This is a genomic window from Nocardia sp. NBC_00565 (assembly GCF_036345915.1).
In the GTDB taxonomy this organism is placed as follows: Bacteria; Actinomycetota; Actinomycetes; order Mycobacteriales; family Mycobacteriaceae; genus Nocardia.
Window position 1 is genome coordinate 9,532,298 of the sequence record NZ_CP107785.1, and the last position, 19,000, is coordinate 9,551,297.

At 64.2% G+C, this 19,000-nt stretch carries 15 protein-coding genes, 1 tRNA gene and 1 pseudogene; 4 read left to right on the forward strand and 13 right to left on the reverse strand.

Annotation, left to right across the window (positions count from 1 at the left end; genetic code table 11):
• A pseudogene (locus OG874_RS43730) lies at positions 1–227 on the reverse strand (VOC family protein); the annotation flags it as partial.
• 47 nt (positions 228–274) lie between these two features.
• A complete protein-coding gene (locus OG874_RS43735; RefSeq protein ID WP_330252884.1) occupies positions 275–1,042 on the reverse strand; it encodes a pirin family protein in 768 nt (255 codons plus the stop codon).
• A gap of 418 nt (positions 1,043–1,460) precedes the next feature.
• Between OG874_RS43735 and OG874_RS43740 the strand changes: the two genes are divergently transcribed.
• Both OG874_RS43740 and OG874_RS43745 read left to right on the forward strand, forming a co-directional pair.
• On the forward strand, positions 1,461–4,769 hold the full coding sequence (locus OG874_RS43740) for a protein kinase domain-containing protein (RefSeq protein ID WP_330252885.1): 3,309 nt from the start codon (positions 1,461–1,463) through the stop codon (positions 4,767–4,769).
• Between the two features lie 156 nt (positions 4,770–4,925).
• Positions 4,926–5,270: a DoxX family protein gene (locus OG874_RS43745; protein ID WP_330257668.1), complete on the forward strand. Its 345-nt coding sequence runs from the start codon at positions 4,926–4,928 to the stop codon at positions 5,268–5,270.
• Between the two features lie 166 nt (positions 5,271–5,436).
• Here OG874_RS43745 and OG874_RS43750 read toward each other — a convergent pair whose 3' ends face one another.
• Positions 5,437–5,988, reverse strand: a complete 552-nt coding sequence (locus OG874_RS43750; protein WP_330252886.1) for a dihydrofolate reductase family protein — start codon at positions 5,986–5,988, stop codon at positions 5,437–5,439.
• Between the two features lie 212 nt (positions 5,989–6,200).
• Positions 6,201–6,452, reverse strand: coding sequence for a hypothetical protein (locus tag OG874_RS43755; RefSeq protein ID WP_330252887.1), 252 nt, complete (start codon positions 6,450–6,452; stop codon positions 6,201–6,203).
• 104 nt (positions 6,453–6,556) lie between these two features.
• On the opposite strand from OG874_RS43755, the gene OG874_RS43760 reads away from it, so the two are divergent.
• Positions 6,557–6,742: a hypothetical protein gene (locus OG874_RS43760; protein ID WP_330252888.1), complete on the forward strand. Its 186-nt coding sequence runs from the start codon at positions 6,557–6,559 to the stop codon at positions 6,740–6,742.
• A gap of 98 nt (positions 6,743–6,840) precedes the next feature.
• Here OG874_RS43760 and OG874_RS43765 read toward each other — a convergent pair.
• Positions 6,841–6,913: transfer RNA gene (locus OG874_RS43765), tRNA-Lys, on the reverse strand.
• A gap of 349 nt (positions 6,914–7,262) precedes the next feature.
• On the opposite strand from OG874_RS43765, the gene OG874_RS43770 reads away from it, so the two are divergent.
• Positions 7,263–8,444: a L,D-transpeptidase gene (locus tag OG874_RS43770; RefSeq protein ID WP_330257669.1), complete on the forward strand. Its 1,182-nt coding sequence runs from the start codon at positions 7,263–7,265 to the stop codon at positions 8,442–8,444.
• 49 nt (positions 8,445–8,493) lie between these two features.
• Here the strand turns inward: OG874_RS43770 and OG874_RS43775 are convergent, their stop codons facing one another.
• The 8 genes from OG874_RS43775 to OG874_RS43810 all read right to left on the reverse strand — a co-directional run bounded on the left by OG874_RS43775 (position 8,494) and on the right by OG874_RS43810 (position 18,998).
• Positions 8,494–8,796, reverse strand: a complete 303-nt coding sequence (locus OG874_RS43775) for a hypothetical protein (protein ID WP_330252889.1) — start codon at positions 8,794–8,796, stop codon at positions 8,494–8,496.
• 261 nt (positions 8,797–9,057) lie between these two features.
• Positions 9,058–10,089 carry a geranylgeranyl diphosphate synthase IdsB gene (gene idsB, locus OG874_RS43780; RefSeq protein WP_330252890.1) on the reverse strand — a complete coding sequence of 344 codons (1,032 nt, stop codon included), beginning with the start codon at positions 10,087–10,089 and terminating at the stop codon, positions 9,058–9,060.
• 17 nt (positions 10,090–10,106) lie between these two features.
• The gene (locus OG874_RS43785) at positions 10,107–11,453 is read right to left on the reverse strand and encodes a cytochrome P450 (protein ID WP_330252891.1); all 1,347 of its coding nucleotides are present in this window, start codon (positions 11,451–11,453) and stop codon (positions 10,107–10,109) included.
• Between the two features lie 13 nt (positions 11,454–11,466).
• Positions 11,467–12,510 (reverse strand): terpene synthase family protein, encoded by a 1,044-nt coding sequence (locus OG874_RS43790; RefSeq protein ID WP_330257670.1) that lies wholly within the window; start codon positions 12,508–12,510, stop codon positions 11,467–11,469.
• Between the two features lie 49 nt (positions 12,511–12,559).
• On the reverse strand, positions 12,560–14,782 hold the full coding sequence (locus OG874_RS43795; RefSeq protein ID WP_330252892.1) for a cytochrome P450: 2,223 nt from the start codon (positions 14,780–14,782) through the stop codon (positions 12,560–12,562).
• 335 nt (positions 14,783–15,117) lie between these two features.
• Positions 15,118–15,954: an alpha/beta fold hydrolase gene (locus OG874_RS43800; protein WP_330252893.1), complete on the reverse strand. Its 837-nt coding sequence runs from the start codon at positions 15,952–15,954 to the stop codon at positions 15,118–15,120.
• 310 nt (positions 15,955–16,264) lie between these two features.
• A complete protein-coding gene (locus OG874_RS43805; RefSeq protein WP_330252894.1) occupies positions 16,265–17,662 on the reverse strand; it encodes a hypothetical protein in 1,398 nt (465 codons plus the stop codon).
• A gap of 199 nt (positions 17,663–17,861) precedes the next feature.
• Entirely contained in the window at positions 17,862–18,998 is a 1,137-nt protein-coding gene (locus OG874_RS43810; protein ID WP_330252895.1) for an FAD-dependent oxidoreductase, read from the reverse strand.
• Positions 18,999–19,000: the final 2 nt, after the last annotated feature.

Sequence of the window (19,000 nt, forward strand, 5' to 3'; positions counted from 1 at the left end):
CGACGAGCCGGCGTAGTCGCGGTTCTCGATCAATTCGGTGAGTGGGAATCCGAGCAGGTCCTGATAGAAGCGGTCGTTCGTTCAACGTCACTGCTGATCAGCGCGGTGTGATGCAGGCCGCGTCCGGTGGGTTCGGCGCGCTGGCCCGGTGAGGCGGAGGTAGGTCTGGCGGAACCGCCGTGGCAGCGGCTGCGTCGGTCGATGAATCTGTCGTCGCGGGCTCCGATGGTGTACTGCGCGGAACGGTCCCCTGACGGTGGATGGGCACCGAGGGTCAGAACTGGACGCTGGCGTGCATTTCCCAGACCAGGATCTCGGCGGGCTCGCTCGCGGTGACCTGCTGGCCGCCAGTAGCGGTAAAGCGCACCGCGTCGCCGGTATGCAGCGGGCCGGCACCCTCCAGTGTCACCGCGCCGCGGGCCACGAACAGGTGCAGGAACGGCGCGTCGGGCAGGTGCTCCGACTGTCCTGGGGCGAGCCGCGCGGCGTACAGGGCCGCGTGCGAGTTCCGGATCCGGATCGCGGCGTGGCCGTCATGTTTGCGCATACCCGAGGCGACCGGCAGCAGACTACCGGACAGCAGTTCCGCCTCGATCTCCAGCTGCTCGTAACCGGGGGTGATACCGGCCTCGTCGGGCACCACCCACATCTGCACGAAGTGCACCGGGTCCTGGTGGACGTCGCCGCTGAGCCGCCACGAGTCGTTCTTCTCCGAGTGCAAGATGCCGGTGCCGGCGCTCATGCGCTGGGCCAGGCCGGGGTAGATCACGCCGTTGTGGCCGGTGGAGTCCTGGTGGACCAGCGAGCCCTCCAGCACCCACGTGACGATCTCCATGTCGCGGTGTGGATGGGTGTCGAACCCCGTACCGGGATCGACGATGTCGTCGTTGTTGACCAGCAGCAGCCCATGATGAGTGTTGGCCTGGTCGAAATGGTGGCCGAAGGAGAACGAGTGCTTGGAATCCAGCCAGCCGAAGTCGGACTTGAACCGGTCCTCGGCGCGGCGGATGTCGACGGTGGGAGTCAAGTCGATGGTGCTCATGAGGTGCCCTCCTCCAAGATCGGTGCCGGCCTGATCGCCGACCCGCAATTTGGTTTCCATGGAAACTAACCCGCGTCGGAGCGGAACTATTTCCGCCAGCGATCACGCCGCATCTGGTTGTCGTCATCAACGACGACGGCTCCACGGCTGGATCGGCATCAGGATCGCCAGGACCTCGAGCGCGATCGAGACCGTTGACCTCCGGATCAGGACATGCGCGGACGGCGCCCAGGCACGGCGGCATGCACCGAAGCGATGTCGGCGCGACCTTCCTGGGTTTCGCCTCAACCGCATAGGACAGACCGGCGTTGCTGTGCGGCCTGCCGACATTGTTTCGGCGATATTCTTGGGATAAGTCTTTGAGAGGTGAGCAGTGGTGCTTTGCCATGGGCTTGGATGGGATGAATCGGTGTAGTCGATGACCGATGCCGATCCCTTCGCGACGCAACGCGACGTGTCAGGTTCGGTCGTGGCGGAGCTGGCGGCGGCCGGGTTCGACGACGCCGTGGAGATCGGCCGTGGCGGTTTCGGTGCTGTCTATCGCTGCACGCAGGCCTCGCTCGACCGCGTGGTGGCGGTCAAGGTGCTCACCGCCGATCTCGACGAGGACAATCGGGCGCGGTTCTTCCGCGAGCAGCGCGCAGCGGGCAGGCTGACCGGACATCCCAATATCGTGCATGTCCTGCAGGCCGGTGCCACCGGCAACGGTCGACCTTTCATCGTGATGCCGTACTACCCGCAGGGCTCTCTCGACGCGCGGATCCGCTGTGACGGGCCGCTGGAACTGGAGGAAGCGCTGCGGCTGGGTGTGAAGATGGCCGGGGCTCTCGAGACGGCGCGTCGCTTCGGGGTTCTCCATCGCGACGTCAAACCTGCGAATATTCTTTTCACCGATTACGACGAGCCGACGCTGGTGGACTTCGGAATCGCTCATATCGCGGGCGGGTTCGTCACCGGTACCGGCATCATCACCGGTACACCGGCCTTCACCGCTCCGGAAGTGATCGCCGGCGAGGCGCCGGGTCCCGCCGCGGATGTCTACGGCCTGGGCGCGACGTTGTTCGCCGCGATCACCGGCCATGCTGCCTTCGAACGTCGTAGCGGTGAGCAGTTGGTGGCCCAGTTCCTCAGGATCACCTCCGAGCCGGTTCCGGACCTGCGGGAGCACGGCATTTCCGAGGGTGTCGGTGCCATCATCGAAGGCGCCATGTCCAGCGACCCGGGCACCCGCCCTTCTGCCCTGGAACTGGGTGAACAACTGCGAGCATCCCAGCGCCGCCATGGTTTCGCTGTCGATGACCTGGCCGTTTACACCCCGCCCTCAGCCGAGCACGGGCCCATGCCACCCAAACCTAGGAAGTCCTCCTCGACCGGATCGCATCGACGCTGGCCGTCGGAGACTTCTTCGGGTTCGGGCCGACTGGGCAGGCTTCCGTTGGAACTGACCAGTTTCGTCGATCGGCGCACGGAGCTGACCGAAGCGACGAACTCGTTGTCGGCTTCGCGGTTGGTGACGTTGACCGGGATCGGCGGGGTGGGTAAGACGCGGCTGGCGGTGCGGGTCGCGACCAGTGCGCAGCGGAATTTCGCCGACGGTGTGGCTTTTGTGGAGCTGGGCGAGCTGCGTGACGAGTCGTTGCTGGTGGGCCTCGTGGCGGGTGCGCTGGGATTGCAGGACCGGTCGGTGCGGCCGATACGCGAGGTACTCGTCGAGTTCCTTACCGATCGGGAATTGCTGCTTGTGCTGGACAATTGCGAGCAAATGGTGGCCGCAGTAGCGGAGCTCGCCGAATCGCTGCTTCGCGCATGTCCTGGGTTCCGGATTCTCGCGACGAGTCGTGAGCCGATCGGCCTCGACGGGGAAGTGGTATTGCCGCTTCACCCGCTCGCCGTGCCCGATCCGGATCGGCTACCGAGGAGCCTGTCCCGCAACGACGCGATGAGGTTGTTCGCCGAACGGGCTGCCACGGCTGTCGCGGGGTTCGAGATCACTGAGGACAACAAGGTCACCATCGCACGGATCTGTCGGCGGCTGGACGGCTTGCCGTTGCCGATCGAGCTGGCGACGGCCCGGTTGCGGGCGATGTCGCCCGAGCAGATACTGCAGCGATTGACCGACCGGTTCGCATTGCTGACCCGCGGCACCAGGAGCGCCCCGCCCCGGCAACAGACGTTGCGTATGTGTATCGACTGGAGCCACGACCTGTGTACACCGGCCGAACAACGATTGTGGGCCCAGCTGTCGGTGTTCGCCGGCAGCTTCGAGCTCGATGCCGCCCAATTCGTCTGTGGCGAGGATCTTGCGGCGGCGGAGCTTCTCGATACAGTCGGCTTCCTCATCGACAAGTCGATCCTGATACGGGAGGAGTCGGGTACCGCAGTGCGCTTCCGAATGCTCGACACTGTGCGCGAGTACGGCCGCGAAAAGGCTCGGCAGACCGGCGAATACCTCGAAATTTGCCGCCGCCACCGCGACTGGTATGAACGGCTGGCGCTCGAAGCGAACGCCGACTGGACCAGTCCCCGAGCCCTCGAGTGGATCACCAGGTTGCGTCGGGAGCAACCAAACCTGCGACAAGCACTCGAATTCTGCCTATCCGACAACCCCGAAGCCGGAATCCGGATCGCCGCCGCTCTTTTGCCCTTCTGGTCGTCCCACGGCTCACTCAGTGAGGGGCGCTACTGGCTGGACCGCCTTCTGGCACGCCGCACCGGCAAGGTCACGGTCGACCAAGCCGCAGCGATATACGCCGCCTGCAACGCTGCAGCAGTACAGGCCGACCTTCCCGCAGTGGCCGCGCTGGTGCGCGAAGGGCGAGCGCTCGTCGAGCAGACGACCGACCCCCTAGCCCGCGCGCACATCGACTACGCGGAAGGACTCCTCGCCCTCTACAGCGGGAACCCTTCCGACGCCCACCCAAATCTGGAGAAAGCCATTCAGGTGTATGCCGAACGCGGCAACCTCCTCTTCCGAGTCAGCGCCTTGACATACCTGGGTTTCTCCTACGAACTGCGCAACAACACCTCCCGGGCAATCGAGGTTTATGAGGACGCGCTCGCGATCACCAAAAGGCACGGAGAAACGGTGTACCAGTCATACCTGCTGTGGTCGCTTGCCGTTGCGTTGTGGCGGCAGGGCGACCCCGCACGGGCGACTCGACTACTCGCCCAGGCACTGCGGGTGAGCCGGACGATGGACGACCGCATCAACATCAGCATGTGCCTACAGACACTGGCATGGATTGCCGCCGAAGAAGAGAACCCTGAGCGTGCGGTCGTGTTGACCGCGGCCGCGGAGCAGATCGGCCGATCAGTGGGCACTGCACCAATAGTGTTCTCGGAGTTGCTCGTCCATCAAGAGGAAAGCGAGCGCCGGATTCGACGGGCAGTAAAAGAGCAGACCTACGCCGCAGCCCAGCGGGAGGGGGCCGCGCTCAGTCTCGACGCCGCGATCGCCTATGCCCTGGGGGAACACGTCTCGTCTGCGCAAGTGGACACTGCTGGTAGCAAACTGACCAAACGCGAGCGTGAAGTCGCCGAACTGGTTGCCGAAGGACTGACCAACAGACAGATCGCCGCTCGTCTGGTGATCTCGCCACGCACCGCAGATGGACACCTCGAACACCTGCTGACCAAATTGGGGTTCACCTCGCGGGCACAGATCGCGGCATGGATCGCGGCATCGCGACACAACCCCCCGGAAATACCCCGGGCTATCGATCAGTGAGATCTCTCATCGCTTCGAACGAGTTGCCTTCACGATCGGCCGCGAGGTTCGGCGAAACACATTGGCTCACAACCGGGCTGCTACGAAGCCGACTGCCCCAGCGGCGAATGGACCGGCGGCTGGACCCGCAACCGCGCCCTGTGGACCCTGCAGATCCTGCTCGGCCTGTTCTTCATCATCGCCTCCGGCGGGCCGAAGCTCGTTATGCCCAACGCCCTGACCGACAACGCCCCCGAGAATCTGACCATCCCCCTCGGGCTGCTCATCTTCATCGGAGTTGCGGAGGTCGCGGGCGGTATCGGCCTGATGGTGCCACGGCTCAGTGCCCTGGCTGCCGCGGGTCTGTCCGTTCTCACCGTGCTCGCCGCCGGGACGCAGGCTTTCATCGCCGACAAGCCCTTGATGGGGATCTTCCCACTGGTGCTCGCCGCGATCTTCGCCTGGATCGCCTACGAGCGCCGCGCCACCATCACCGATCTGCGCAACTCGCTCTCGCGATGACAAATCCATACCTACGACCGGCGATCGGTGGCTCACCCACCGATCGCCGGTCGTGCGTTCTCGGATCGATCGCCCGTCGGGTTGGCGGCGATCGATCCAGCGGCCATCTGGTCCGCGCGGCGGTGACGGTCGCACTCGAGCGCGGGCTGGGGCGGTTGACGGGGCGTTAGTCGGCCACGTAGCGCAGCATCACCACCTTGTTGAAGTGCTTCGTCTCGGCCAGCCGGAGCTGGATTCGCTTGTCCAGCAACGGAAACAGCGGCGTGCCGCCGCCGACGAGCACCGGATAGAGGAACAGCCAGTACTCGTCGATGAGCCCGTGCGGCATCAGCGAGGCCCCGAGGTTCGCGCCGCCGACCTCCATCACGCCGTCGCCTCCGGCCTTGAGCCTGCGGACCTCATCGACCGCGTTCTCACTGACCAGGGTGCTGTTCCAGTGGACCTCGGTGAGCGTCCGGGAGAAGACGACCTTGGGCTTGTCGGTCCAGAGCCGACCGAACTCGCGCTCGATGCGCGGCGCGTCCTCGGGCACGTGCGGCCAGTACTCGGCCATCAGCTCGTACAGGCGACGACCGTGCAGCGAGACTTCGATCTCGCGGTACCTGTCGTTATGGAACTGGTGCAGCTCCTCGTCCGGGATCGTCCAGTCGATGCTGCCGTCGCGGTCGTTGACGTAGCCGTCCACCGACACGCCGAACGAGTAGATCAGTTTCCTCATGACTGAGTAGACTTCCCGGCCGCGGAGAACTCATCGGACAAGGACGAATGAACCGTCACGGGTTTGGGGCGGTTTGGGGCCGCTTCCTTTCTCGAGGAAGATGGTCATCGTATCGAAGCGTTACCCCCTCGCGTGCCTGCTTGCCGCTGCGGCCACCGCGAATTCAGTTGTTTCACACGCAAACTCAGCAGAATCGTGCGGTGGCTGCTCCACTACCAGCAGCCACGCCGAATACCCGGATCGCGGAGTGGATGGATGCGGTAGTTGCGGTGCGGCGCACCGAATTCCAGGCCGTTCTCATCGAGGGCGTTGCTGATCGTCAGCCGTCTGCCAGCAAAAACGAAACTGACCGCGACCATGCCATCGGCGACATCGCCACCCGCCCATTCAAGCAGCTCGACAGCTGTCAGCTGCTGGCCTTCGAAGACCGCCAACTCGGGCAGAGCGTCGTGCCGCCAACCCAAAGGACAAGGTTCCGCTCGTGTTTCCCGGCCGGGGTGGAGTGCTCCGCGATCCGTACAACTTCAACAGGACATGGCGGGACGCACGCGGCACTCTGTACAAGGATGTGACTCAGTACACATTCCGGAAGACAGTCGCGACGCTGATCGCTGAGGTGTCGGATTCGAAAACGGCCGCGAAGCAGTTGGGGCAGTCTCGTGAGGGCATCACGGAGCGGCATTACATCGTCTCGCCGGAGCAGGCACCGGACTCATCGGCCGTGCTGGAGCTGGGGCTAGGCACGGCCAGCTGAGGAACCATCGGTGGTCACTTTTTGGTGTTCTTTTGGTGACGGTCCGGCAGAGCGGAACAAGCCCGAGCATAGTATCGGGCCTGACCTGCTAATTTGAGTGCGCCATCAGGGACTCGAACCCCGAACCCGCTGATTAAGAGTCAGCTGCTCTGCCAATTGAGCTAATGGCGCTTGTCTTGCGGTGCTCCGTGTTCCGGTGCGGGACAGACATTAACAGGCCGAGCGGCCAGAAGTGAAATCGATATCTGAGTGGTCGTGATGGCGAGTCGATCGGCGGTGTTAACGCGGGGCGGGGCGGAAGTGATCTAACCCCTGGAACTCGCCTGTGGCGGAGTGGTGTTCGCGTTTGACCGGGCCTGCCGAGCTGGCAGAATAGGTCAAGCGTGGTCTTGCTACCCAACTCCGTCAGCGCTGCGGGAGGAGCGTGGTCGGTTGGATCCGAAGCCATCGGTGCGCTGGTGCGGCATCGGGACTTGAAACGGGGTTGGAAATGAGCGTTCGTCAGGGTCGACATCGGTTGATGTGCAAGATCACCGGACCTGTAGTCGTAATCGCGGTGTTCGCGCTGGCCTTGACGGCGTGCTCGTCGTCGGCCGCCGAAACCTCATCGGTCGCCATCGACCGCAATCCGATCACCGAATTGATGAAGCCCAAGCTGTTGTCCCCGGTCAGGAATGGTGACATGGGGGTTTCGCCGGGCGTTCCGATGACCTTCAAGGTCGATGACGGCAAGTTCACGAATGTGACGTTGACCAGCCCGCAGGGCGTTTCGATCGGCGGCAAGCTGGCCGCCGACGGGCGCTCCTGGGAGACCACCGAGGTGCTCGGCTACGGCAAGACCTACCAGCTCAAGGCCGATGCGATCGGTCTCGGCGGGGCGAATTCCACCGTGCTGAGCTTCACCACCAGCTCGCCGGACAGTCAGACCAAGCCGTTCCTGCTGCCCGGCGAGGGAGAAGTGGTCGGCATCGGTCAGCCGGTGGCGGTGCAGTTCGACGAGAACATCCCGGACCGCAAGGCCGCGCAGAATGCGATCAAGGTCACCACCGAGCCGCCGGTCGAGGGCGCGTTCTACTGGGTGAACAACCGTGAGGTCCGGTGGCGGCCGGAGCACTTCTGGGCGCCGGGCACCAAGGTCACCATCGACGTGAACGTCTACGGTCGTGATCTCGGCAACGGACTGTTCGGCCAGGACAACATCCATTCCTTCTTCACCGTCGGCGACGCGACGATCTTCACCGCGGACGACGACACCAAAGAGGTGACGGTGGAGATGAACGGCCAGGTCGTGCGGACCATGCCGACCTCGATGGGCAAGGACAGCACGCCCACCGATAACGGCATCTACATCGTCGGCGACCGCTTCGACCGCATCATCATGGACTCCTCGACCTACGGCGTCGCGGTGAACTCGCCGAACGGCTACAAGACGCCGGTCGACTACGCGACCCGAATCTCCTACTCCGGCATCTTCTTTCACTCCGCGCCGTGGTCGGTCGGTGCGCAGGGCTACTCGAACACCAGCCACGGCTGCCTGAATCTGAGCCCGGCGAACGCGCTGTGGGTATTGCAGAACGCCAAGCGCGGCGACATCACCATCGTCAAGAACACGGTGGGCGGCACCTTGTCGGGTGTGGACGGTTTGGGCGACTGGAACATTCCGTGGCCGGAATGGAAGACGGGCAACGCCGACAACAGCTGAGTGGTCGGATAGTGAGAAAAGGCCCCAGCTTTGCCGCTAGGGCCTTTTCTCAAGGAATGACCGGCCCTGCCGTGCCCGCGCAGCTGAGCGTCCCGCCGACCGCGCTGCCGATCGCGGCGCACAACAACGGGCCGCCGAACAGCAGCGACTCGAAGCCCGCCATCGCCGCGCCGGCCGAACCCGTGCCCGAGGAGCCGGTGGTGGTGACCCCGCCCGCCGATCCGGTGGTGAGGTTGCTCGAGCCCGTGCTGGATCCGGTGCCGGGCTCGACCGCGATATCCGCGGTCGCGGTACCGGTGGCGCCGGTGAGCAGAGTTGCGCCGACAAAAGCTGCGATTACCGCGGAACGCATCACGAACTTGGTGTCTTTCTGATCAGTCGGGGTGGTGTCCTTGCGATACCGCCCTTGTGCCCGCAGTCTACGGAGTGAAACGAGGGTATGTCACATAATCGGCCGAGTCTTCCGCAGCCGTGGATGCGGAGTCCCGACAGTCAAGAAATCGACTGCCGCACAAAAGAAACGGGCCCGAGAGGTCCGATGTGATCGGGACGGTTGGCACTGTTCAGCGCTAATAGCCTGGATCACGCCATCCTGAGCGGTCTCCAGTCCGGTTCACCGATTCCGGTGTGCCACAACGTCGGCCAATGCGATCAGATCGCCGGCGCGCCCCCGATCGCGCAGTACGCCGATCGCCTCCGCCATCTTCTGGTCGGCGTACTGCTGCGCCGAGCGCCGTCCACCCGCTGCCTCGACCAAATCCATCGCTCGACCGATATCCGCAGGGCTCATCGGGATATCGGAGTCGTACAGCTGGGCCAACTCCACAGCAGCGTCCGTGCCCGATGCCAATGCGGCCACCACGGGCAGGGATCGCTTGCGGCGGGCCAGGTCGTTGCCTGCGGGTTTGCCGGTCACGGCCGGGTCACCCCAGATTCCGATCAGGTCGTCGGCGAACTGGAACGCCAACCCGAGCTGCCGTCCGAAGCGATCCATCGCCGCCACCGTCGCCTCATCTGCTCCGGCGCACAGGGCGCCCAGTGCACCCGCGCTTCCCATCAGCGCTCCGGTCTTGCCCTCCGCCATCCGCAGGTACTGCTCCACCGAGACTGTCCTGCGAGTTTCGAATGAGCAATCCTCGTGTTGGCCGCGACACATCTCGATCACCGCCGCCGCCAACCGGACCAGTGCGTCATCCAGCACGGTCTTCGGCATCCCGGTTACCAGCACCGGGATCGCCAGCGCGTGCAGGGCCGCACCAAGCAGGATCGCGTCCGCAGTCCCCCACACTTTCCAGATGGTCGCGCGCCCCCGCCGCACGGGATCGGCGTCCATCACGTCGTCGTGAATCAGGGAGAAGTTGTGCACCAACTCGACCGCGGCCGCCGCGTGCACGGCCGTTGCCGGGCGAGCGCCAGTTGCGGTGGACGCGGCGATCACTATTGCCGCTCGCAACGACTTTCCGGGATCACCCGTCGCCGGGGCCCCGGTGACATCCCACCATCCGAAGTGATAGCCCGCCATCCGGCGCAGCGGCTCCGGTAGCGAACCGACCGACTCCCGCAGCACCGGCTCGCACATCTGGCGAGCCAGCGTCAATAGTTCGGCGGCCCGGTTGTAACCCGTCGTCGAAACACCGGTCACCATCGACGAATCCGCTGTTCTCAGTGCCGTGCCGTGACCCGCATACGCAGGTCTCGGGGCCGCAGCACTGTGCTGATGACCGGGCGCACGTCCCCGCCGGGAACGGGCTGCAGCCGCCAGCGGGCGGTGATGGTGGCCAGCGCGATGGTGGCTTCGGCGAGACCGAAGACATCACCGATGCATTTGCGGGCGGCCGCGCTGAACGGGATAAACGCGGTGCGGGGTATTGCGGCGCGTTCGTCGCTCCAGCGGTCGGGATCGAAACGTTCCGGATTCTCGTAGAGATCGCCGCGGTGGTGGATGAGGTAGGGACTGTAGATGACGGTGGTGCCGCTCGGCAGGAAATATCCGCCGAGCCAGGTATCGGCGGATACGGTGCGGGTGAGTATCCAGACGGGCGGATACAACCGAAGAGCCTCGGAGACAATGTGCCCTGTCAGCTCTAGTTGGGATAACTGCTCGTAGCGGGCGGGGCCGCCTGCCAGGACTCGGTCGACCTCACTGTGCAGCCGCCGCTCGATATCGGGATGCTCGGCGATCAAGTGCAGCGCCCAGGTCAATGCGTTGCCCGTGGTCTCCGCTCCGGCAATGAAGAAGATCATGAGCTGATCGCTGATTTCGGTTTCGCTCAACACCCCTTCTCCGTCGTCGCGGGTAGCCATGAGCGCCGACAGCAGATCGCCGTAATCGGTGGTGTCCGTGCGGCGGCGCACGACGAGATCGTCGAGCGCCGCCCGCATACGCCGACCCGCAAGGGCGTAGCGGCGGTTGCCCGCGGTCGGCAGGCGGCTCAATGCGGATGGCAGGACCGTCCTGCTCAGAATCCCATCGGCGATGACGGGAACATCGGTCAGGGTTTCTTCCATGACCGACGGTGCGAGCTCGCCGGAGAACATGGTCTTCATGACAATTTTGATGGTGAGCTCCGACATTTTCACCGGCAGATCGAAGATCTGCCCGTTGCTCCACTGCCTCGTCATGTTGTCGACCTGATCGGTCATGACATTCCCGTAGCCCGCGAGGCGGGTGCGGGCAAATGTCGGCTGGGTCATGCGCCGTTGGCGGCGATGCTCGTTATGCGGGCAGGTGACCAGGTTATTACCTATTATCCGCCGCCCGCTCGTGAACACGGGCCCGCCTTTGTCGAAGATTTGATCTTGTTGCAGAACTTGCGCGGTCAATTCCGGATCGCATATCACCACCGCGCGTAGCGGACCTATGCGGATTTCCGCCAGGTCGCTGTCGCCATTGGCCAGTGTGGTCAGGAATGCGAGTGGATCACGCAGCAGCGATACGGCGTGTCCGAGCAGCGGCAGCGCTGCGGCCGCACGGGGAATCGGCTGCGCGGCAGCCTGGTCTAGTGCCATGGATCAGCTCTTTCTATGCGGTGATTATGAAAGTTTCCCAGGCGCGCCAGTATCTGGGCGTCACGATATGCCACTCGTAACTTCCCGACATCCACCGGTCGAGCCCGTGAATGAATGCTCGGCAGGCGGGACTGCGTTCCTGCATAAGCCTTTCGGCGAGCAGCCAGAAATCGTCGTAGGCCTGCTGCGTGCGCTTGCCGGTTTCGGTGATCGCCTCCGGCAGCGTCATGCCCTGCGCCTGCAGTATCAAGGGATAGTTCCAGAACACCGGCTCCTGCGCGAGTTCCATCGGTAGGCTGAAAATATCGTTGACCCAGGAGATGATGTCGTTCGCCTGCTCGGCGAGCCGTTGGACGTCTTCGCGCTGCCATTCCGCATCCGACATGTGGATGCCGATGCTGGGTTCTATGAAGGCGACAGCCATTGGCACACCGGAAATTCCGCGGCGCAGGATCTCATACTCATGGAGTGTGGGAACGGTGTCGCTCGCACGCATGACGCTCTGCGGGATCAAAGCCTCCAGAAATCTGACCCCTGCCGCCGCGAATCGCCTACCAGATTGTGCCCCGTGATCTGCTACGAGCCGTCGGGCCAGGTCGACATATGCCCGTTCCGGGGCGCTCGTCGCCACCGTTTCCCCGCGCACGACGGATACGAAATGGTCGATGAGCGGTGTGATGATCTCCGGTCCGCTGGCCGTCTTATCGACAACGAGATCGTCGACGAGCCATAGCCAATGAAAGAAATCCGATATCAACCGTAGGGTCTCCAGAGGTGTCTGCGGATCGTGTGTCAGTCCGCCGAAGGTCCCGAATTGTGCGGCGGCTGCCGCTCTGCGGATATCGTCGTCGGTGATCAGTTGAAATTCTTCGGCCCACAGCAGCGATCCGGAATTGAGAGCGTCGGATCGGGGTTGCTGCTGCGCCGCAGTGCGATAGTGGAATTGTGGAAGGAGCACGGTTGCCTCATCGAGATCGAACGAAGAATCAGGTGCAATGACAGAGAATAATCCGCGCGAATGGAGCCCTCTGGCGATGCAGGGCCCTCCTGGCGGCATATTGATCAACCGATAGTTTCACCCCGAACGTGCCAATAGTCGGTGCATGTCAGTTCTGCACCAGCAACGACTCGGGAGAGCGCAACAGCAGGCCGGTCTCTTTCGGCGTGAAGCCCTCGGCCCATCGCAGCCGAGCAAAGGTGTCGAGCAGGACCTTGGTGCCGGTTTCGGCTATCGCGCGCGCCAAGTGGGAACCGAGGCAGAAATGTCGGCCTGCGCCGAAGGACACGTGGGTAGCGGCGGCGTTGAATTCTCGGTCGACAGCGCCGTCGGTGCGTCCTGGTGAAAACAGGTCGGGGTCGGTGAACCGGCGTGGGTCGCGGTTGGCTGCACCGAGCAGGCATATCACCGTTGCGTTCGCCGGGATCACCCCGGAGGGCAGCGCGATTTCGGTGGTGGTCTGGCGGGTCGCGGAGTGGAAAGGCGGGTTGCGCCGGAGCGATTCGGCCCATGCCGCCGAGATGAGGTGCGGGTCGGTGCGGGCTGCTGCCAGGTGATCGGGATGGTCGATCAGGTTGGCCAGTAGTGATGCCATTGCCTTGTCGGTGGTCTCTCCGCCGGCGAGCAGGGTGCCGCAGTATCCCTTGATCGTATCGTCGGACAGCAGCTGACCGTCGATTCGATACTGACAGAGGATCGACAACAGGTCGTCCCCCGGCTGGTCGCGACGTGCCGCGATGTGCGGGGCGAGGTAGGCGAACAACGCTGCGCCCGCGGCCATTCCGGCAGCCAGGATGGTCGGCTCCTGGCGGGCATTGGTCACATAGGCGAACCCGGTCTCGTACCATTCCTGCAACTGGGCCGCGTCTTGCGCGGGCAGACCGAGAGCGGCCACCACGACGTCGCGCGTCAGCTGCTTGCAGTAATCCTGCACCAAGTCGGCTCGGCCCCGCTGGTCGAGTTGGACACGAACGCGGGCGGCCAAGTCATGAGCGGCGGTGTGAATGGTGCGATCCAGTGTGGCCAATCCACGGCCGCGCAGCGCCGGTATCACTGCCGTCCGATGGGCGGTGTGTTCACGTCCTTCCATCTGAAAGACAGTGCGCCCGAGCATCGGAGCCAATTGCCAGGAATAGTTGCGTGAGCTGAACCGTGGGTCGCACAGGGCGAATCGCACATCCTCGTACCGGCTGAGCAACCAGGCGTCGACGGGTTCGTCATGGACAACGGGAAACTCGTCTCGCAGGAGGCGGTACATCGTGTAGGGGTCACGTTCGAACCCGGCCATCAGCAGGCTGGGCGGGGTGGACCGGGTACTGATCCTCTCTCGTGTCGTCGCCGATGCCCCGGTCGCGTGCTGCCAGTGGTAGCGGCTGGTCGTCCGGTGCCAGTCCAGACACAGCTGCATGGTGGCCTGCAGGCGATCGGCGAAGCTTTCCAGCGACCGAGCTTGCGCAACGGAGGCGATGCGCGATAATTCACCGCGTATCGTGATGAATTCGGCGATCCGATCGTGGATCATTGCCCCGGCGGTGTCGAGGGCATCCTGCCAGGAGCCACCACGGTCCCGGCGTAACAGGATGGCCAGATTGGCGGGTTCTTCTAGTGCCAGGTCCTTCTCGACCGAGAACACATCGTTGGTCCAGGCTGCGACATCCCCCGCGCAGGCCCGCAACCGCGTCACAAGGGCGCCGGTGGCCCCCGCCGTCGGTAGCCAGAGACCATCGACGATCTCGATCAGGTCGAAAAACACGTCGGCGCCGAACAGATCGCGACGCAGCTCGAGGTAGTCATTAAGGTCGAGATCGCGCTCACCGCGATGATGGGCCTGCATGGCACACTGCGCATCCAGGTGTCGGATGACATGTCCGGCGAGCCGTCCGCTCGCGGCGGAACCGGCGGGCCCGCCGGTTCGTGGCCACAGATCGTCGGCCAACGTCCGAAGCATCGGATCGGTGGCGATGGTGCTGACAACTCTGGGCTCGACGATCGCCCTGACCGACCTGGCGAACTCTTCGAGTACGCCGTCGGAAGCCCAGGGGCCGTTGTCGATGCGGTCGTCCAACAGCAACATCCACAGGAACCAGTCGAGCAGCACCGAGGCATGTTCCGCGTCCGCGCTTCCCGTCATGCCGATGCCGAGGTCGAGTAGATCGGAGTTCTGCAGCCGGGCGGCGCCACGGAGTCCGACGATCCCCTGCCGTTGCGCCCATGCGCAAGTCCCGGCTCGCAGTTCCGCGGCGTCCGCCCGCACCTGCGCCGCTCGAAACGGGAACACCAGTGACGGCAGTTCGAATTCGGCGATTTCGGAAACGTTCGCGTTGACGCTCATGCGGTGGTCCTAGGGCTACGTGGAGGCGTTTTGGCGCGCCATGCCAGGAAGTTTGTCAAATTATTGCATTTGCCATGACTATGCCCAGCTGTCAAATACTCCCATGGGCGGGAATGGACTGGATCAAAAGTGTTACGGCTAAATTAAGTCTTAACATTCAGATAGATTTCCCATCGGTGTTATCCACGCAAACGACCGAGGTGAGGTTGACGACGAGGCGCGTACGGCGCCGTGAGCATGGCCCAGATGCCATCCGAAACCACTTGGAAACATTAACGTCGCACCGAGGGGCGGGAATTGCGGCGGGTACCTGCCTCGGGGACCATTGGTCCTGGCTATCGCCGACCGTTGCGGTGATCCGACATCGCAATGCGGATCGCGGCGGCGAAGGCATCCGGGGCCTCGATGTGTACAAGGTGGCCCGCATCGGGAATCATCTCGGTGCGGATCGACGGCACGGCGAGGGTGATCCGCTGATGCACCTTATGGAAGAAGACATCGCTGTTCGCGCCGATCAGGAACGTGACGGGAACTTCGATGTCGCTGATCCTGCGGATCGGGAAGTGCTCGAACATTGCACCGAACGGGTGTGGGTCGAGCTCGGCCAGGATGTTGCTCGCGTGGGCACGGATCATGTTCTGCTCGTGCTCGGGCAGCGCCTGGAACGACTCATCGCCGGCCACGAAGCGGAAGAAGATCTCGGCGCTCTTTTCGGGCTTACCGCGTAGCTGGGCCCATTTGGCCCTTCCGATCATGCGCAGCGTACCGGCCGTCGGATGCCGCAGACCGTGCAGCGGAGGCTCCACCACAATCAGTCGCTGCACCAAATCGGGATGGTCGGCGGTCAGTGCCAGCGCGATATTGGCGCCCGAGCTCCAACCGACAACGGTGGCCGGTCTCGCGGCCACCTGCTCGAGCATGAATACCGCATCGGCCACATGTTGGCGGTAGTCGCGCACCGGCGAGTGCGTCGACGCGCCGTAACCGCGGCGATCGTAGGCGATGACGCGGTGTCCGTCCGCCGCCAGGTCAGCGATCGTCCGACCCCAGATCGCGGCCGGTACGCCGGACCCGTGGATCAGCAGCAACGGTTCTCCGGATCCGCGTACTTCGTAGGAAAGGTCTACCCCTTCATGGGCGAGCAGCATATGCGCCGAGTCCTTTCCGGTCATTTTGGTTCGAGGTGACAGTGGTCTGCGCGACCTCAGATGTGGTGGCAGCCTATTCAGGGCTTCCGATCTCTCTATTGCCTCAGCTGGGAAGTTGCTCTCGTAATGCCTTCCATCGAGGCATCGAGGGAGTTCTGCGCTGATGTTCACCTGGAAAGAATGGATGACACATTGCTCGAGATATATGGAGATCTCGATGAGGCGCTGTACGCCGACGGTATTTCGCTTGACGTCGTTCTCTGCGCGCGCCGGGGAATTCCGCTGGAGTTCTCTAACAGCCGAAAGTTCCGGTTCGTATGGATACGCGAGCTACTTATCGCCGCTGGAAGTGTTCCGCATCGGCCGCGACGGCGGGTGATCTCGCGCCGGGCGCGAACAACTCGAGGGCCTCGGGCATCGAGATATCGGGCTGGACGGCCGCCCCGCACAACGTAGCGATTTCGCCTGCGCGCCATCGGCCGATGCCGGCCATGGCATGTTGGCGGCGGGCCCGGTTGAGCATGTCGAGAGCGGACTCGGTCAACTCCGTGATGCCCTTGTCGTTCGGAACGGGGGCCGGGACGGCCGCTCCGGCCTCGTCTCGCTGTCGGCTGGGCTTGTAGAGATACTTCTTCGCAACCATCAAGTGGGCCGCCGACAAGCGCGCGTTGAGCTCCAGTAGCAAGTAGCACTCGCCGAGAGCTGGATGCCGACGTAGGGTCGCCGCCAACTCGTGGTCGGGCAGGGTGTTCAGATCGGCGGTGGACAGTCCGGCCTCGTCCAGCAAGACCCTGGGCAGCGAACGTCGTGCCGCGGCCTGGGTGACTATCGCTCGCTCGCTCGCCAGCAACCCGGCGTGTATCCGCTCGATGTGGCGCGTGTAGCCGGGCATCTGGATGCCGGTCATCAGGTCGCGCAGGATGAACTGAACGTCCTGTGGTCCGCTCGGCGGGACGTCACCGTGGTCCCAGTGCACCGCGTACTGGCGAAAAACATCCATGAAGTGAGCCACTGACAGAAATCCGCGCTCGTCGCCTCGATGGAAGTCCAGCAATAGCCGCCGAACACCCGCCAGCATCAGCCGTGCCGTGGCGAATCGATCGGCGACCTCACCGTGGCCCATGGTGGATGTCCCGCCGGTCCATATCGGTTGCAGGGCCGCGTTGGCGGCCAGCTCGAGCGTCTCGCAGCGCTTGAACAGCTCGATGATCAGCGTTTCGCCGATCTCCGCGGTGTAGGTGCGGATACGGCCGTCATCGAACACGCTGGGTTCTGTGCAGATGCGGCTGCCGCCCGAATACGCACTCATCTCCGGCGCGTTCCAGCGGATCAGGGACGCATAGGCATCCCGGTTCGGGTGACCGGTACCCGAACCGGTGACGAGGGCGTTGAAGTAGGCCCGGAACGGTGTCGCGTTTTCGCCGACGCGGAGTCCTCGTAGGCTGTGGCCCGGATCGTGCCGTGCCAGGTCCAAATCCTGCTGCTGGCTATAGCAGGCGACCGAGGATCCGATAATGCCCAACTCGACGATCAGTCGTCGGGCCGCGCCGGCATCGATGCTGGCCGCCGTCGGCAAATGGGCAAGTGCCTGGTTAGCGAGACTGGTGAAGGTGAAGGCGTCCAATGAGCCTGCGATGACACGAGATCCGAGAGTGGGGAGCACGTCGAGTAGCCAGGCCGAGAACTCACCGCCTGGCTTCAGGGCAGAGTGTTCGTAGACCGCTTGTGCCACGGTGGTATTCCTGTCGCCTATGCATAAACGACCTTGTCGCTGTCGTGGCTTGTGGTAAGTCAGCGCGCCGATACCGACGGCAAGATCCTGATCTTCGTCGGCTCATCCTGCTCCTACCAAAACAAACCGCCCTCCCCGTATGTGGGAAGGCGTCCTGCCTGTGTGCGCCGCCCCCGCCATCGCGACTGTTACCGCTCGATCAGTGCGGCACTTGCGCGAAACGCTCCGGCAGCAGTGCGGGGTGCTGCCCGGTGTCCTGCCCGTGGGCGATCGCTACCGCTCGTGCTCCCGCCGCGGGGGCCATCTTGAAGCCGACGCCGGAGAACCCGGTGGCCAGGATCGTGCGGGGGCGGCCCGGCAGGGTGCCCAGCAGGGGTGCCTTGTCCTCGGTGTACAGGTCCGGGTAGGCGTCCGAGCGCACGATGCTGGGGATCAGGTCGGGGAGGAATTCGCTGACGGTGTCGAGACTTTCGGCGATTTCGCCCTCGGTGAGCTCGCGGATCAGGCGGTCCGGATGCGCGGCGGGTTCGGATCGTCCGTCGAGGGTGACCTTGACGGTGACGCCGTCGGTGCTGGGCGCCCCGTAGAGCGTGCGGTCGTCCTCGAGCCGGCTGAACACCGGAAACCGTTCCGGTGCAAAGAGTTCCGGATGGCGGGCCGGGTACCAGGTCAGGTAGATACGGCGCGGGTGCACGGCGGCGGCGATCTGCTCCGGTAGCAGCGCCCCGGACCAGCTGCCCGCGGCCAGGATCACCCGACCGAACCGCCAGCTGTTTCCGCCCGCCCGCACCACGACCGCATCGGATTCCTCGTGGATCTCCTCGACAGCGGTCTGGTCGAGCACCTGCGCGCCGTGGTCCCGGGCGACCTCGCGCGCGGCCAGCACGGCCAGATCGGTGCGCAGATATCCGGCATTCGGATCGAAGATCGCACAGTTGTCGGGGCGCAGCCCGTGCTGCGGATAGCGGGCTGCCAGCTCGTCGTGGTCGAGCAGGATGTGCTCGGTGCCGTTGGCCCGCGCGGTGGCCAGCACCTTCGGGATGTAGTTGCCCTCGCGCGCGCCGATCGACAGCCCGCCGCAGCGGTTGAGGATCGCCAGGCCCGATTCGGCTTCGAGGGTTTCCCACAGCCGGCTCGACTCGATCAGCAAGGGGGAGTAGTTGACGCCGTCGCGATAGGTCATCCGGAACAGCCGGGTGTCACCGCCCACCGCACTGCGCGAATGCCCGGTGGTCTGTGCCTCGAAGCCGACCACCGAGGTGGACTGCCGGGCGGCCTGCCACAGCGCCATGCTGCCGATGCTGCCGAGGCCGATTACTGCGAGTTCAGCATCCATGT